Source organism: Ensifer sp. Root423, from assembly GCF_001426275.1.
In the GTDB taxonomy this organism is placed as follows: Bacteria; Pseudomonadota; Alphaproteobacteria; order Rhizobiales; family Rhizobiaceae; genus Ensifer; species Ensifer adhaerens.
In genome coordinates this window covers 97,002-111,977 of record NZ_LMEG01000004.1, presented here as the reverse complement: position 1 = coordinate 111,977, position 14,976 = coordinate 97,002, and the positions used below count along the sequence as shown (strand labels likewise).

Genomic DNA, 14,976 nt, shown 5'->3' with positions numbered 1-14,976 from the left:
CCAGTTCACGAGGCTGCCGGCGGTACACCGGCCATCATTGGCTCTGCGACACCGGTTTGCTTCTAGCGTTTCCGGCAGCCATCTTTCCGCACCTTTAGGGCTCCGCCTTCGCGAACGTTGGAGGCTGCGGAATGCTTGGTGAAATGCTTCAGATGCCGGATGTGAGCTTGCCACTGATGTAGCGGAATTCCTGCGTTTTGCCGCCATAGCCATAAGCGGCAGCCGAAACCTCGTGGACGAGAACATAGCTCTCGTGGTGTACCCGTCCGAGCAATTGTTCGAAGCGCCCGAAGATGGCTTCGAGATAAGCAGCCATTTCCTGCTTGGTGTTGGTGCCGTCGACGACCTTGATGTCGAGCCAGAAGCTGTTGATATCCTGTTCGGCAAGCGACTTTCCGCCAGCGAACCAGTGTTCCGGATCCGCATAGGTGACGACGATTGCCGTGATCGTCGGATCCTTGCGCAGGTGCGCTGCCGTCAATTCGCTGACCGAAGCGGCGATCCGTGACGAGAGTGCGGTGTCCGGCTTGCCGCTGACGGTGACGTTGATGATGGGCATTGGGTGGTTCCTTTCCGGTTTCCTGTTTCGTGTGTGAGCCCAATCTGCCACGTCTCTATCTTCATAAAAATCGAATTGTATAAGATCATCACTTCGATTACATTGAAGTAATGCAAGTCTTCGATCCCGATCTGCTTCGTACCTTTCTTGCTTTCGCCGAGAGTGGCTCTCTTGCGAATGCGGCCACGGCCGTTGGGCGGACGCCTTCGGCTGTGACCGCCCAGATGCAGCGCCTGGAAACGATGATCGGCGAGCCACTTCTCGCGCCCTCAGGCCGAGGGCGAATTTTGACTCCGGCCGGAGAGGAATTGGTCGTTCATGCACGCCGGATTCTCGAGGTTCACCGGGATGCATGGCTGAGCCTCAAGGGCGCGAGCACCGACGGCCGTCTGGCGCTCGGGTGCACCCAGGATTTTGCCGACAGCAACCTGCCGGATCTCCTGCGTCGTTTCGGGCGCACCCACCCGCGTGTGCGGCTGGATTTGAGGGTCGGCCGATCCCGCGAACTGACGTCGGCCTACGATCAGGGGTTGATCAAAGTGCTGATCGTCATGCGGGAGGGGCCGACGCCCGACGAGATCGCCATTTTGCGCGAACCGATGCTGTGGCTATCGGCATCGGATGCTCCGCCCACGGCTGACAGTGAGTTGCCGATCGCGGTGCTGGATCCGCCCTGCGGTTTTCGCGCGGCCGCGACGGCAGCCCTCGATGAGACCGGTCGTCGCTACCGCATCGCGGCGACAAGCCCCAGCCTTTCCGGTCTGCGCGCAGCCGTGCGAAGCGGGATTGCCGTTACGGCGCGCACAGCACGCTTCCTCGGAGAAGGGATCGCGGTCGCACCCCCGGCACTTTCTCTCCCGGCATTGCCGAATGCGGAATTCAGTTTGCGATTGAAGGCCAAAGCCGACAAGCCGGCGTCGAGCCTCGCTACACTGCTTGCCGAAGGCTTGGCGGCCGGTTCCGAGCGGTGGTGAAGACGATCAACCGGAAAGCCTGCGGCGCTGCCGCGTCGATCTACAGGCATTCCCAACAGCGCCAAGGCGAATTCCGAAAGCAGCCGCTGCACGGGAAAAGGTCTACGATGACGCTCACATCTGCGCGGTCATGCCACCGTCCACCGTCAAGGTTATGCCATTGACGAAGCTGGCGGCAGGCGAGGCCAGGAACACGGCGGCCGGTGCGATCTCCTCCGGTCGGCCCCAGCGTTTCAAGGGAATTCGGATGTCGACGAAGGCCTGCAGTGCGGGATCGGAGGCGAGTGCGGCATTGGTCTCGGTTGCAAACCAGCCGGGCGCAATCGCGTTGACCGTCAGCGTCGCCGATCCAAGTTCCACCGCCAATGAACGGGTGAGGGCATCGAGGCCGCCCTTTGCCGCGGTATAGGCGGGGTCGCCGGGCCGCGCGACGGAGGCGGCGATCGAGGTGACGAAGATCAGCCGGGCGCACGAGGATCGCCGGAAATAGGGAAGTGCTGCCCGCGCCATCGCATAGGCTGCCGTCAGGTCCGTGTTGACGAGGGTGGCAAAGGCGGCGGGATCCATGACGTCGGTGCCGCGCCGGTCGCGCTCGCCGACGGCGTGAATGAGGATGTCGAGTTGGCCGGTCCTGCCGGCGGCGGCAGCGACGATCTTTTCCGCATTCGTCGAAACGTCGCCGGGAACGATGTCGAGTGCGGTGCCTTCCGAGGCAGCCTGGGTACGGGCCGTTTCGAGTGCGGCGGAACTGCGGCCGTTGATCGCGACGGCTGCTCCTGCCCGTGCGAGCGCCTTTGCCATTTCAAAGCCGAGACCACGGCCGCCACCCGTTACCAATGCCGTCATTCCGCTGAGGTCGAACATGTCGGTCTCCGATGCATTCCGCCGATTCCGGGCTGACGCTACACCAAATCCCGGCAGGAGAGCTTTAGCGCCTGTCATTGCAGCCGCCAATGGCGCAAGGGCACGGACCGCAGGGCCGTCCTGAAGCGGTTACCGTAAAGCGCTTGTTCCGCCCGGCCCGGCTGTCTAGTTCGTCGAATGCAATGGCGCCCGATCCGGGGCGCACAGGAAGAGAGAGGGTGCAAGATGACAGTCTCCAACGCCGTGCGCCGTTCGGCTGAAGCCGGTCTGAAACGGGACGACCCTCTCGTCTCAACTCTTTCTTTTGGCGGCAGGGATGGGATATCCCGCCGCAACAGGATTGCATTTCCATGCTTCTGCTCGAACAAGCGGCCTATCCGGCTGCTCAGTTCCTTCTGAAGGACTTTTCCTCCACGCACGTCGCCATCGCTGCCGTACTCGACGGCATCATAGACGGTGAAGTCTGGGTCGATCGTCCAGTCGAACCACGCGTCGCGCTGCTCGCCAATGGCGATGCCTATTATCTCGCGGGTCTGCCCGACGAGGTGGTCGATAGCTTCGCCAATCTGAAGGAACTGATCCCTGACTGGGCCTATTTCTTCGTCGAAGACCGCTGGTCCGATCGTCTCGGCGATATCTGGTCTAATCGCTTCGCCCGGCCGCATCCGCGCGTCAGGATGGGTTTGCCGGGAGCAAGTTATGGTCTCGCGGCGACGGTGTTGCCTGACGGCTTCCGCCTCGTGCCGATCGACCAGCGCCTGCTCGATCTGGAACCCGGCAATATCGAGACGGTAACCGATCTCATGGAAGGGTGGGCTTCTCCCGAACTCTTCTGGAAAACGCCATCGGCTTCTGTGTGCTTTACGACGGATCCGTCGTCAGCCATTGCGCAACCGACAGCGTCAGCGGTACCCGTTGCGAAGTGGGTGTCGGGACCGAACCTGCCTATCGGCGCCTTGGGCTTGGCAAAGCGGCAGCGGCTGCGACGATTACCGAGTGCATGAAGCGCGGACGTCCCGATATCGAGTGGCATACGCACGCCTCGAACAAGGGATCGATCGCGATTGCCAGGAGCATTGGCCTCACGAACGCGACCGGCACGTTGCCTATAGCGGTAACCTACCTGCAGAGAACGTCGGCGATCTCGATCTCGACACCTGCCGGGAATGGGGCCTTCATCTGGAGCGGGCAAGCGATCACATCAGCTGGTATCGCTTCCACGCTACCGGGGCCTGGACGCTTGCCGGCGACCGCACCCGGGCGCTCGCCAATCTCCGCGAGCTTGTCGATGGCGGTTGGGAAGGCGAGGCCGCGTGGCTCGAAGGTTACTGGGCCGTTCAATCGCTCGTCGACGATCCCGAATTCAAGGCGATCGTGGCAAGGCAGCGCGCGATAAGAGAAGAATAAGAAGAGGATCCGGCCGCGCTTCTGGGGCGGCGGCCGGATCTCAAATGGGCTGTTCCGCCCGCCTTCAGGCGTCACTTCATCGTATAGACGTCGATAGTGAAGTACTTGTCGTTGATCTTTTTGTAAGTGCCGTCGGCGCGGATTTCGTCCAGCGCCTTGTTCAGCCGTTCGCGCAGGTCGTTGTCCTCCTGGCGCACGGCAATGCCGACGCCTTCGCCGACGAACTTCTTGTCGGTGATCGGTTCACCGATCAGTTCGCAGCATGCCTTTCCGTCGGCATTCTTCGTCACCCAGTCGAGCAGCGGCAGCATGTCGCCAACCTGAAGGTCGAGGCGGCCGTTGACCATGTCGAGGTTCGCCTCGTCCTGTGTCGGGTAGAGCTTGATGTCCGCATCGGGGTAGGTGGCGGTGATGTATTCGGCCTGGGTCGTGCCTGACTGTGCGCCGATCACCTTGCCCTTGAGCGCCTCATTGGTGAACTCGGTAAAGCCTGCACCCTTCGGGGCCGCATGCGTCATGGCTGCGAGGTAGTAGGGATTGGTGAAGGCGACCTGCTTCTTGCGTTCCTCGGTGATGAACATCGAAGCGATGATCAGGTCGTATTTCTTGGCGACCAAACCGGGAATGATGCCGTCCCAGTCCTGGGCGACGACTTCGCATTCGACCTTCATGCGCTCGCAAAGTGCTAATCCGATGTCGACGTCGAAGCCGCCGATCTTGCCGGCGGGGTCGATGAAGTTGAAGGGAGGGTAGGCTCCCTCCGTGCCGATCTTGATCTTTTCGGCGGCCTGGGCCGAAACGGCCGTTGCCGCCATGATGGCGAGCACTGCTGCTGCAATCCGCTTCTTCATTCTCGTTCCCCTTGTTGTTCTTGATGCTTCCGGGGAAGACTAAGTCGCGCTTGTCTATAAGCGAAATAGATAGGCGCGATAATCGGTATTGTTTTGGTTGATTGTCTGGCGGCTAGGTCCTACTTGTAGCCACCGTGGCGCTGCAGCACTTCGACCTTGTAACCGTCGGGATCGACCACGAAGAAGAACCGGGCAAGCAGCGAGCCGTCTCGGTTGAAGTCGACGATCTTTCCCGGGTTGAGGCCGGCTTCCGTGAGCCGCTGATGTTCGGCGTCGAGGTCGTCGACCGACAACGCCAGATGACCATAGCCATCACCGAGCGCATAGGGCTCGGTCCGGTCCTTGTTGACCGTCAGCTCCAGCTCGAATTCGCTTTCCCCGTTGCTGAGATAGATCAGCACGAAGGTTTCGAACTCCAGCCGTTCAGCGATTTCGAGCCCGAAGGCCACACGATAGAAATCGATCGATCGCTTCTCTTCGAGAACACGGATCATCGAATGGATCGCTTTGGCCACGGACATCTCCTTCAAGCTTGGACCTCGGCGGCGTAGCAGAGTGTCGCCGATGAGGGAACCCCGCCGGGCGGGAGATCAGGCTTTTGCGTTTCGCTTCTTCAACTGCTGTTCGCGGAAGAAGATGAAGAGGCCCGAGGCGACGATCAATGCCGCGCCGACGAGCACGGTCGCACGCGGTGTGTCGCCGAAGAAGAACCAGCCGAAGACGACGGCCCAGAAGAGCAGCGTGTACTGCAGCGGGACGACGGTGGCTGCATCGGCGAGCTTCAGCGACCGATTGACGAGGATATGTGCGAGCATCGCGACGATGCCGAGCGCGCCGAGTTGCAACAGCGCTTCGCCATCGACCGGCGCCCAGCCGGAGGGATTGGCGGCAACGCCGACGAGCGAGAAGATGAGCGCGCCGACGATCTGCCAGAAGACCAGCGTCGTGTCAGGCGTGGAGCGGAGCGTGCGACCGAGCATGAGGGCAAAGGCGAAGGCGGTGCTGCCGGCAAGCGCAATCAAGGCCGGAAGGCCGAGGCTCTCCTTGGAGGGCTCGAGCGCGATCAAGACGCCGGCAAAGCCGATGAGGATCGCCGACCAGCGCCGCCAGCCAACCTTTTCGCCAAGCAGGAACGGCGAGGCCGCTGCCACATAGATCGGCGCCGCCAGCCAGTAGGTCATGGTATCGGCGAGCGGCATGTAGGCGACCGCGAAATAAAAGGCGGAAGCGTCGATGGCAAAGAGCAGCGAGCGAAGGGCCTGGAGGCCAGGCCGTTCGACCTGGAACATAGAGCGCAGGCCGCGCCTGAAAATGAAGGGCGACAGGAACAGAAGTGCCGCAACGCTTCGGATCACCATCAACTGGCTGACCGAGTAGGTCGCCACCAGCCATTTGCCCATAACGTCGTTTAGCGAAAACATCAGCATGCCCAAGAGCATGATGAGGACGCCGGTACGGGCGGCGTTCGGGGCGGTTATGGGGGCGGAGATCACGGTCATGTCAGGGCCTTCAATAAGTTGCGCACGCATGCCACACTCAGCGCGGCCGATCCATTGCCGTCTGTATATGGAACCATAAGTTTTGCGAATGAATCGGTGACGACGCTTGGTGCGGCAGCCGAACTAAGACAGGCCTTGGTAACAACCGTTTGGCGATCCACCATCAAAGCGAGTGGCCGCCCCTTGACGTTCCGCCCGACACTGCTAATTAGTCAAGTGTGCTCGCCGTCCAGACATCGGATCGCGGGTCGAACACTGGTGCCGGGCCCCTCTGGCGAGAGTTTTTACGGCGCTCTCGTGATGTCGGTACCGCCAGCAAATTAGCCGGCGGATTAGCTCTCATGAAAACTGATCTCATGCCTCACGCATGTGCCCCTTCGGCCGTGCGCATTTCTGTTTTTAAACCCCATCGTTTCACCGAATCCGGCGTCGTCCGCGCGAAGGAGGCACGTCGATGAACCAGCCTCAATCGCATTCGAGCGCGCTCGGCTATTTCACCTGGGCCTTCATCGTCACGGTGGTCGGCCTTGTGCTCGGCGCCTGGCTCGGCTGGCAGTCGGCCGGCACCATCGGTGGAATGGCGTCCGTCTTCTTCATCTGCACCGTTCTTGCGGTGCTCGAAATCTCCCTGTCCTTCGATAACGCCATCGTCAATGCCAACAAGCTCAAGGACATGACGCCCGAGTGGCAGCATCGCTTTTTGACCTGGGGCATCATCATCGCCGTCTTCGGCATGCGTATTGTCTTTCCGCTCTTGATCGTCGTCATCGCAGCGAAAATCGGCCCGATCGAAGCGATCGTTCTGGCGGCAAGCAAGCCTGAGGAATATGCGCGCATCATGAACGACGCGCATCTGCCGATCGCAGCCTTCGGCGGCACCTTCCTGATGATGGTGGGCCTGACCTACTTCTTCGACCATGAAAAGGACGTGCACTGGATCAAGTGGATCGAAACCAAGATGGCGCGCTTTGCGACCATCAAGGGTATCGAGATTGCGTTCGTTCTCGCCCTCATTCTCAGCTTTTCGACGCTGCTCGAACCGGCTGAGGTCCACACATTCGTGTATTCGGCGATCTACGGCCTCTTGACGTTCCTCGTGGTTGAGGTGGTCGGCGGTCTGCTCGATGCCTCGCAGCAGACCATGAATGCGGCGGCAAAGGGCGGTTTCGGCGCCTTCCTCTACCTCGAAGTTCTCGATGCCAGCTTCTCGTTTGACGGCGTCATCGGCGCCTTTGCGTTGACGCAGAACCTCTTCGTGATCGCGATTGGCCTCGGTATCGGCGCCATGTATGTGCGCTCGATGACGATCATGCTGGTTGAGAAGGGAACGCTCAACGAGTATCGTTACCTCGAGCACGGCGCGTTCTACGCGATCCTGGTCCTGTCGGTGGTCATGTACTTTCAGACGCTGGTTCACATTCCGGAAGTCATCACCGGCCTTGGAGGTGCTGCGCTCATCGGTATCTCGCTCTGGTCGTCCATTCGCCACAATAGGCGTGAACGCGAAATGGAACAGATGGAAACGCGCGATTCGCATCAGCTGCGAGCCTGATGAGGTCTTTGGATGTGATAACGAGCCCGGCGGACATGTCCGCCGGGCTCGTTCTTTATCGAGAGCAACTTCTCGACGAGGAACGGTGGTTTTGCTTTGAAATGGCAAATAACGGCGGACAGAGGACCAAGAAAAGCGTCATGCAACAAAAAGGCCGGGCTAAACCCGATCTTTCGTGGTCGCACCATGCCAATGCCAGTACGGTCAACGGCAATGTGACCTGTGCTTTCAATATAGCCGTCCATTCAGAAATCCTAATCGCCGTCCCAGTTCTGCCGCCTCCCGCGAAGGCCATCTGAACGGGCGCGCGGGTTCGTTGAATGAAAAAGCCGCAGATCAACCTGCCGGCTCGAGCCCTTGTAACAACAGCGAGCTGTGTCCTTCCACCGTCAGCCTTGCGCAGCTCATTTCCCGCGCCGGATACCTTTGTATGCCGCCGATGCTTTTCCGATGGTGACCACGCCGGCGACAATGACGGCCGTCTGAATATCGGAAGCCGCGGGATCATTAAGCGTTTTCATTCCCTTTCCGAAACCACAAGTCCTAACCGATCACCGATGGCCTGACCAAGCGCCCTGTGAGCTAAGGTCAGTCGCTGAGGATGAAGGTCCGTGTTCGATCGACCGACGCCAATGAATGCGCGAAGCCATTGTGCGCGACAAGCGGCGCAAACACCGGTTCTTCAGGACCGCTGATGGGCCGCGATAAGCGCGCTCTAGCCGGAGAGCGACACGGCGTTGCGGGTGGCCATCGCCCCCCGAGTTCCGTCAAAACGAAGCGCGCGCTGGCCGCAGTCATGCAGACGAGGCGGTGTTAACCAGGTGACGGCAAACGGTGCGGTGAAGGGGAATGCCGCGTCGCTCCCTTAGCGCATTCGCGACGGTCTTTTTGGAGAGCCCTCAAAGAGTGCATCCGTTCCTTCGAAGCCGAACCACGGCCGCCCCTGCACGTGCCAAGGCGATCGAAAAAGTGGCCTCACCGCACGCTTGTAATCACATCCGTGTGCTGACGTTGGAGGTCGCCGTAGGGCGCTATCGTCATCGAGGCCTTCCGACAGGCCCGGCCCGATCTCGTCGCCAGGGACGTCTCTTCTAGCGCTCTCCGCCAACGGGGCCGGTTGAGAGTGGCGCAAGGTCCCGGACCCTCCGCGTGCCGATGATGGTCGGTGTCTCCTTCAGCACACCCGTCGAGACATGGCTCGGTTGTGGCAGACGCTGCCAGCCCATCAACCCTGTTCCGCACCAGCACCGAGAACAGGGTGTGACGGGCCGGCCTCCCGCGTCTGCCCCTGCCGCCTCGCCCTCGACGGAGAGGGCGAGCTGAAGGAGGCACCTATGACCACAGATCGCAGACGCCAATCCCAAGTCGATATCTACGAGCGCGTCACCAACCAGATCATCGCGGCCATCGAGGCCGGCGCCGGTGACTACAGGATGCCCTGGCATCACGACGGATCGGCCATCACCACGCCCGTCAATATCGCGTCAAACAGGACTTATCGCGGCGTCAACATCCTCTCACTCTGGGCCGCGGCGCACGCGGCCGGCTACCCCACCGGGATCTGGGGCACTTACCACCAGTGGCAAGCGCGCGGCGCTCAGGTTCGTAAGGGCGAGCACGGCCACCTTGTCGTGTTCTGGAAGGCCCACGATCGCCACAAAATGGATGACCAAGCCGACGATGGAAATCGTGACGAGCCCGCCCGCTCTATGTTTGCTCGCGGTTACTCGGTTTTTAACTGCGCCCAGGTTGACGGCTACACACCGCCCGAGAGCCCGGTGTTGCCAGAGGCGAAGCGGATCGATCGCGCCGAACGGTTCTGTGCGGCTCTCGGCATTGACATTTGCCACGGCGGCTCGCACGCCTATTATCGCCCGGCTACGGACCAGGTGCAGATCCCAAGGTTCGCGTGTTTCCGCGATGCGGTCGCCTACTATGCGGTGCTGCTCCACGAATGCGGCCACGCTTCTGGCGCCAACCACCGCCTCGACCGCGATCTGTCTGGACGCTTCGGCTCGGCCGCCTATGCGATGGAGGAATGCACGGTCGAGCTTCTGAGTGCTATGATTTGCGCTGACCTTGGCCTCAGTGTCGAGCCGCGTCCGGACCATGCTCGCTACATTCGGTCGTGGGTCGACGTGATGCATTCCGACAAGCGCGCCATCTTCACTGCTGCCAGCAAAGCGCAGGAGATTGCCGACTGGATGCATGCACAACAGGACAAGCAAGATGAGGCAAGGGGCGCCGACTAGGCGTCCCTTTCAAGAGAAAATGCCATGGATCATCACCTCGCGAGTGAAAATGCGAGGTGATGAATGGGGGCGCCGAAGGCGGTGGCAGGGGCGCGGTGTTTGAAATTGCCGGTTGCCGACGCCGCGGCAATCGGTCATTTGAATTTTCTGAAGAAGGGGCTCGGCAAATCAAGTTATGCTGGCTCGCCGCATGACGGCATCTCTGTCGCTCAGCACGCTCTACCGAATAAGAAGTTGCCGACAACAGAGGGAGCTGTGGCCCACGGCGAAGTGCGCCTTTTTCGGCTTCCTTCATTATCTAACAGCTTGCCACCTTGTTGCCCATTTCTGTGGTTGCTTCCCCGATTATGTCCCGGAGCTGGAGCGACTTCGGCCCCGCCCAATCTCATCGATTCGCAAAGGTCGCTATGGCGCTCCGATTGCAGCGCGTTTGAAAGCCTTGCTGCGATCCAGCAGCACGGGCCCTCGGCGACCCGGCAAGTCGCCGAACCTACGATAGCGCTAGGAATCGTTGTGTTTTCAGTAGCGACGATTGCTTTCCTTCCAATTATCATGCTCCAGGGATTGGGATGAAAGCCAGCGCCACGTGAAGAAGATCGACGTCGCATCCGTGAAGACGCTTGCCAATGCTGCGGCGAGAAATTTACTTTTGGCACCGCCTTCATCTTCGTGGCGACAGCATATGGCGCTATCCCATCCACTGTATACTATCGTTTTTATGATAGTATAACCGAAAAAACCATGCTACATCGTCACTGACCCTTAGGGCCTATTGAATGGGAAGCGGAGGCTCAATGTGCGACGGTTTCTGATCGGCGACAGGCTGTTCAAGGAGGCATCGAGCGAATTTCGGGCTCTTCTTCCACGTGCTTATGAACAGGGGCTTCGGCCATATTGCCAGTGCAAGGAGCCGCCGGTTGCGATGTACATCGCGCGGCTCGATGAGCAACATCTCGTCAAACGCATGCCGCTTTCCGGGCGCAATCATGACCCGGATTGCCCATCCTTTGAACCTCCCTATGAATTATCCGGCCTCGGGCCTTTGATCGGCAGCGCGATCCAGGTCGATGCGAACGGGCGAGCAATCTTGAAGATCGATTTTTCGATGACGAAGAAAGGTCCACGAGCGGCCGCATCTCGATCGGCAGGTCCGCAAGAGTCGGCCATCCGCAATGAGCCACAGAAGCTCTCGTTGCGCGCAACGCTGCACTACCTGTGGGAAATGGGAGAATTGACCGAATGGCAGTCCTCCTGGGCTGGAAAGCGCGGTTGGGGTCGGGTTCGCACGAGCCTCATGAATGCCGCGGCGCAGATGACAACCCGTGGCGGACAGCTCAGCGATATGCTGTTTGTGCCCGAGGCGTTCCATCAGGAGGACAAGGAAGCAATTGCCGCACGCCGAGCAACCGCGCTTTGCGGTGCGCAAGCGTCCGGGACAGGGCCGCGCAAACTGATGATCGCTGTTGGGGAAGTAAAGGAGTTCATCCCCGCACGCGTCGGACACCGGATCGCGGTTCGGCATCTGCCCTTCCCCTTCATGCTAGAAGACCGAGCATGGAAGCGGTTGAACGCCAGATACGAAACGGAACTTGAATTGTGGCGTTCGAACGATGAATTGCACCTCGTCATGATCGCGACGTTTGGGATTTCGGCGTCCGGGGTCGCAGCCGTCGAAGAAGTCGCGATGATGGTGGTGAACGAGAACTGGATCCCACTAGAAAACGTCCACGAACGCAATCTTCTGGACAGACTGGCAGGGCTGCGACGTAAGTTCGTCAAAGGCTTACGCTTCAACCTCTCACACGAGAAACCAATCGTGTCGGTCACCTTGCCGGAACAGCGACCCTGCCCGGTTGCGATGTTTATCGTGTCGGCCGGTGCAGGTGGGGACTACCAGCGGGCATTGACGGAAATGATCGAGGCAAGACCGGAGATGACGCCTTGGATTTGGTACATTGCCGAGGGAGACATGCCGCAGTTGCCGTGATCCTCAGAATGCCGGCTGCGTTGCCCTTGCTCGGAAATCGGCGATGTCACCCGGCCGGCAGCGAATCCGTCTGGCTCAGTCGATGTGGGATATCCCGCTTCGTGCTGATTTCGAGGTTGCGAGCGAACATGGGTCGATGAGCAACCTCGACGCAAAGATGGTTTCCTCACGTGTCAAAAGAACAAGGAAAAATTTTTCGCCGGAGCGATCGGCTGCCTGGCGAACGCGAGGGGCGTGACCTCGAGCCGTAACTCCTGGCCGCGCGGTACGACGTCGGTCGCTCAGGACGGTGGATGGCAATTGGCGCGCGTCTGACGCGGCAACGCGTCTAGGGGCAGCATCGTTGAAGTTCGTTTGTCGATCTCGGCGATGGCCGGGGCGGGGATTTGGCAATCCAGTTTGCGGGCGATGTGGTCACCGCGACCGCGCCAATGTGCATCCGAGAAATCTGGCGGCAGTCCGTGCTGCTCGCTGCTTGCAATGGGCAGAGACCGGGACGGGCGTATCGTAGGGCGGCGTGCCCAGTTGAAATGTGCCGCGGTCTTATGAGGTGCCGGACGGGTGGCCTGAACGGTCTGTCGCCGCCGTCGGTTGCACTAGATCATTCCCTCTTCTACATCGCCCTTTAGCCGACCGCCTGCCTTTCCGGTCAACCCCTGAAGGGGTACGTCTCGCCCGAATATTCTGCAAAATTCCATTTTTGGATCACTGCTGGGCACCGGGTGCTTTCCTCCAGCAAGCGTGACAAACGCGCACGCGTTTTTTTGAGCAGAACATGGAATTTAGCAGAATATTTGAGCGAGATGACCGCAGCAGATCGGCCGTCTCCTCGCGCGCTATCGGGAATGGTCCCGAGCAACCGAAGGAGACAATACCATGGCCACCACGATCGCAGCTCTCACGCAGAAGACCGATGGCACTCTCGAAGGCGTTTTCGCCACCATCCGAGTGAACGCCCCGATCGCTATCGTCCCCAACGCCAACAAAACGAGCGAAGAGGCCCCTGACTATCGCGTCATCCACCGAAAGACCGGGTTCGAAATCGGCGCGGCGTGGAACCGTATCGCCCGCCAGACCGGAGAAGAGTACCTCTCCGTGAAACTGGAGGCTCCAGAGATCGGCGTGATCTTCGGCAACCTCGCACAGGCTCCCGGCGGCGATCCGAACCGCAAGGTGATCATCTGGAATAACCCAAACTGAACCACCAACGCCGGTCCCGATCAATCGGGACCGGCGTCCACTCGTTCTGAATGCGACCGGTCCCGAGCGGGATGCCCACGTTTGTACCTAGAAACAGGTACGGGCATCGAGCCCGCACCTGTTCTTTTACCCTGCCACACGAGATGAAAAACTATCTGCTTAGATCGCCAAGTCTGCCGCGAGGAATCGCGCCGCCTAAAAGGACGAGCGGTCCCCCCGAAATGCTCCGCATTCCGGCTCCCCCACTCGCCGGCTCCGCCGGTCGCATTCGCGATCCTTGACCCGGCCCAATTCTCGCGGCCGGCGGCGTCATCTTTCCCAACAGCCAAGGAGATGACGAAAATGACGGTTGCACTGGAAGCCCACATCGAGGAATTGCGCCGCGAGCTGAACTGCTGCGACCCGGCCGAACGCGCCCAGATCCAGGCCGAACTGGAACAGGCCTATGCGGAGCTTGAGGTCATCGTAGCCGAGCTCGAGGGCCGCGTCAGCAGCGAGCCTCCCTTCTAGGGAGGCTTTCGCCAGGCTCGCATTTACGGCAAATCCAAGAATATAGGAGATCGCCAACCCCCACTCGGGTTCCTATGCGACGAGCAATCTTTCCCGGAAATCCGGGGACATCATCGCCCCCTGTGCTGGTCAGTAACGATCAACCCAGGGCGACAAGCCGCGCTTGGTCCTCCTCAACATTAACGAATATGAGCCCTGATGCGCGTCCGAAGCGCGCTCGGTCGGAACCATCGAAACCATTTCCAACAGCCTCTTTGCGGACTTCGTAAGTGCCGTCGACGTCTTTATGGTCGAGGACGAGCGCTTGCCTGAATAATTCGACGCAGGCAAATAACGCAACCTTGCCGATGGTTCGCTCTTCAGGAAGCGGCAGGACGTCGGTTACGCGCTGAGATTCGGCTTAGTTTGCCATTAGCGAGCTTCGCTGGTGCAAGGCAGTGCCACACGTTACTATCCCGACGGTCCGTCTGTTATCAAATCGCATGCACCAAATGCCGGTTTCGGCGACAGTTCTCATTGACAGAACAAACATCGTGCCACGTGGCGTGTATTGAAGACAAAGTGTTCCGCTGACTCAGTGGCATAAGGGGACCACGGATTTCCACGTATTCTCCCAACTCGATCGATTACGCGGGAGTCTAGCCTCGGGATCATTGACTTCGATCCGGTTCTCGCCTTCGAGCCGTTCGCTGAAGATAGCAACATAGATGCCACTTGTATTCGCTATGCTGGGAAAAAATTGCCCGTAAGGCCGGCGCCGAGCACGGGAGGCCGCCCAGTACCCATGTCGGCGGCTCGACGTGAAGGTCGAATTTGAGGTGGCGCCAGTCCTCTCGCCAGCTATGCCAAGGGTCGTCCCACGGGTCGCCGCAGCTCAGTTGCGCAAGGTCGACGAGGTTCATCAATGTCGCGGTATACGAGCAAACGGTGCAGGGCGGCAGAAACGGCGAGGTCTGCTGGTACTCCCGGAGGGCGGACCTCGTCCAACGCCAGGTATAGAGCTTCGACGCCCTCTCGATTGAACCGGCCGCCCTTGAGCGCCGCGTCTGCCCTGCTCCTTGGCAAGCTCGCCCATTCTGGCATATGCGCCCGATAGAGCAATGCGCCCGCGGGAAGGTGTTCGACGATCACCCAAGATATCCCGAACTGATGGAATTCCAGGTAGTCGATCGCATCCTTTGTCCTGCCTTCTGTAACGAGTTGCGTCTTGTAGCGAAACGCCGGGATTGGAGCATTCTCGATAACAGTGCGCGCTCCTTGTCGGCTGCACTACGGATGCCGCGAACAGAACGCGGATCAAGTCGCGCAGCGCGGCCTGTAG

At 60.0% G+C, this 14,976-nt stretch carries 13 protein-coding genes and 1 pseudogene; 7 read left to right on the top strand and 7 right to left on the bottom strand.

All coding sequences use genetic code 11. The features are described 5' to 3' along the window. Positions 1–148 precede the first annotated feature (148 nt). Positions 149–559 (bottom strand): tautomerase family protein, encoded by a 411-nt coding sequence (locus tag ASD01_RS07265; protein ID WP_060643769.1) that lies wholly within the window; start codon positions 557–559, stop codon positions 149–151. Positions 560–669: 110 nt separating this feature from the next. On the opposite strand from ASD01_RS07265, the gene ASD01_RS07260 reads away from it, so the two are divergent. Next, entirely contained in the window at positions 670–1,533 is an 864-nt protein-coding gene (locus ASD01_RS07260) for a LysR substrate-binding domain-containing protein (RefSeq protein ID WP_060643768.1), read from the top strand. Positions 1,534–1,647: 114 nt separating this feature from the next. On the opposite strand, the gene ASD01_RS07255 is transcribed toward ASD01_RS07260, so the two are convergent. Further along, positions 1,648–2,397, bottom strand: coding sequence for an SDR family oxidoreductase (locus tag ASD01_RS07255; RefSeq protein ID WP_060643767.1), 750 nt, complete (start codon positions 2,395–2,397; stop codon positions 1,648–1,650). Between the two features lie 350 nt (positions 2,398–2,747). On the opposite strand from ASD01_RS07255, the pseudogene ASD01_RS37520 reads away from it, so the two are divergent. Continuing rightward, a pseudogene (locus tag ASD01_RS37520) lies at positions 2,748–3,793 on the top strand (GNAT family N-acetyltransferase). Positions 3,794–3,875: 82 nt separating this feature from the next. Here ASD01_RS37520 and ASD01_RS07240 read toward each other — a convergent pair. The 3 genes from ASD01_RS07240 to ASD01_RS07230 all read right to left on the bottom strand — a co-directional run bounded on the left by ASD01_RS07240 (position 3,876) and on the right by ASD01_RS07230 (position 6,154). Beyond that, positions 3,876–4,655 (bottom strand): ABC transporter substrate-binding protein, encoded by a 780-nt coding sequence (locus ASD01_RS07240; protein ID WP_060643764.1) that lies wholly within the window; start codon positions 4,653–4,655, stop codon positions 3,876–3,878. 119 nt (positions 4,656–4,774) lie between these two features. Then, positions 4,775–5,170: a VOC family protein gene (locus tag ASD01_RS07235; protein ID WP_060643805.1), complete on the bottom strand. Its 396-nt coding sequence runs from the start codon at positions 5,168–5,170 to the stop codon at positions 4,775–4,777. 75 nt (positions 5,171–5,245) lie between these two features. After that, positions 5,246–6,154 (bottom strand): DMT family transporter, encoded by a 909-nt coding sequence (locus tag ASD01_RS07230; RefSeq protein ID WP_060643763.1) that lies wholly within the window; start codon positions 6,152–6,154, stop codon positions 5,246–5,248. A 454-nt stretch (positions 6,155–6,608) separates the two neighbouring features. Between ASD01_RS07230 and ASD01_RS07225 the strand changes: the two genes are divergently transcribed. Continuing rightward, positions 6,609–7,706 (top strand): DUF475 domain-containing protein, encoded by a 1,098-nt coding sequence (locus ASD01_RS07225; protein ID WP_060643762.1) that lies wholly within the window; start codon positions 6,609–6,611, stop codon positions 7,704–7,706. Here ASD01_RS07225 and ASD01_RS35405 read toward each other — a convergent pair. Beyond that, complete coding sequence (locus ASD01_RS35405) at positions 7,691–7,951, bottom strand: hypothetical protein (RefSeq protein WP_156623627.1); 261 nt, start codon at positions 7,949–7,951, stop codon at positions 7,691–7,693. The two genes, ASD01_RS07225 and ASD01_RS35405, sit on opposite strands and share 16 nt — an antisense overlap. A 1,089-nt stretch (positions 7,952–9,040) precedes the next feature. Here ASD01_RS35405 and ASD01_RS07215 point away from each other — a divergent pair. From ASD01_RS07215 to ASD01_RS36135, 4 genes are all read left to right on the top strand, one after another. Further along, entirely contained in the window at positions 9,041–9,958 is a 918-nt protein-coding gene (locus tag ASD01_RS07215) for an ArdC family protein (RefSeq protein WP_060643760.1), read from the top strand. 796 nt (positions 9,959–10,754) lie between these two features. Continuing rightward, positions 10,755–11,945 (top strand): DUF1173 domain-containing protein, encoded by a 1,191-nt coding sequence (locus ASD01_RS07210; RefSeq protein ID WP_060643804.1) that lies wholly within the window; start codon positions 10,755–10,757, stop codon positions 11,943–11,945. Positions 11,946–12,821: 876 nt separating this feature from the next. Further along, positions 12,822–13,145: a DUF736 domain-containing protein gene (locus tag ASD01_RS07205; protein WP_034800240.1), complete on the top strand. Its 324-nt coding sequence runs from the start codon at positions 12,822–12,824 to the stop codon at positions 13,143–13,145. Between the two features lie 342 nt (positions 13,146–13,487). Beyond that, the gene (locus ASD01_RS36135) at positions 13,488–13,655 is read left to right on the top strand and encodes a hypothetical protein (protein ID WP_167550717.1); all 168 of its coding nucleotides are present in this window, start codon (positions 13,488–13,490) and stop codon (positions 13,653–13,655) included. Between the two features lie 840 nt (positions 13,656–14,495). Here the strand turns inward: ASD01_RS36135 and ASD01_RS36130 are convergent. Beyond that, positions 14,496–14,786, bottom strand: coding sequence for an RES domain-containing protein (locus tag ASD01_RS36130; protein ID WP_280138774.1), 291 nt, complete (start codon positions 14,784–14,786; stop codon positions 14,496–14,498). Between the last annotated feature and the right edge of the window lie 190 nt (positions 14,787–14,976).

What these genes read in the sequence shown, in the direction of transcription:
- ASD01_RS07265 (WP_060643769.1), bottom strand. Translation starts at nt 559, where the DNA reads ATGCCCATCATCAACGTCACCGTCAGCGGCAAGCCGGACACCGCACTC.
- ASD01_RS07260 (WP_060643768.1), top strand. Translation starts at nt 670, where the DNA reads ATGCAAGTCTTCGATCCCGATCTGCTTCGTACCTTTCTTGCTTTCGCC.
- ASD01_RS07255 (WP_060643767.1), bottom strand. Translation starts at nt 2,397, where the DNA reads ATGTTCGACCTCAGCGGAATGACGGCATTGGTAACGGGTGGCGGCCGT.
- ASD01_RS07240 (WP_060643764.1), bottom strand. Translation starts at nt 4,655, where the DNA reads ATGAAGAAGCGGATTGCAGCAGCAGTGCTCGCCATCATGGCGGCAACG.
- ASD01_RS07230 (WP_060643763.1), bottom strand. Translation starts at nt 6,154, where the DNA reads ATGACCGTGATCTCCGCCCCCATAACCGCCCCGAACGCCGCCCGTACC.
- ASD01_RS07225 (WP_060643762.1), top strand. Translation starts at nt 6,609, where the DNA reads ATGAACCAGCCTCAATCGCATTCGAGCGCGCTCGGCTATTTCACCTGG.
- ASD01_RS35405 (WP_156623627.1), bottom strand. Translation starts at nt 7,951, where the DNA reads ATGGACGGCTATATTGAAAGCACAGGTCACATTGCCGTTGACCGTACT.
- ASD01_RS07215 (WP_060643760.1), top strand. Translation starts at nt 9,041, where the DNA reads ATGACCACAGATCGCAGACGCCAATCCCAAGTCGATATCTACGAGCGC.
- ASD01_RS07205 (WP_034800240.1), top strand. Translation starts at nt 12,822, where the DNA reads ATGGCCACCACGATCGCAGCTCTCACGCAGAAGACCGATGGCACTCTC.
- ASD01_RS36135 (WP_167550717.1), top strand. Translation starts at nt 13,488, where the DNA reads ATGACGGTTGCACTGGAAGCCCACATCGAGGAATTGCGCCGCGAGCTG.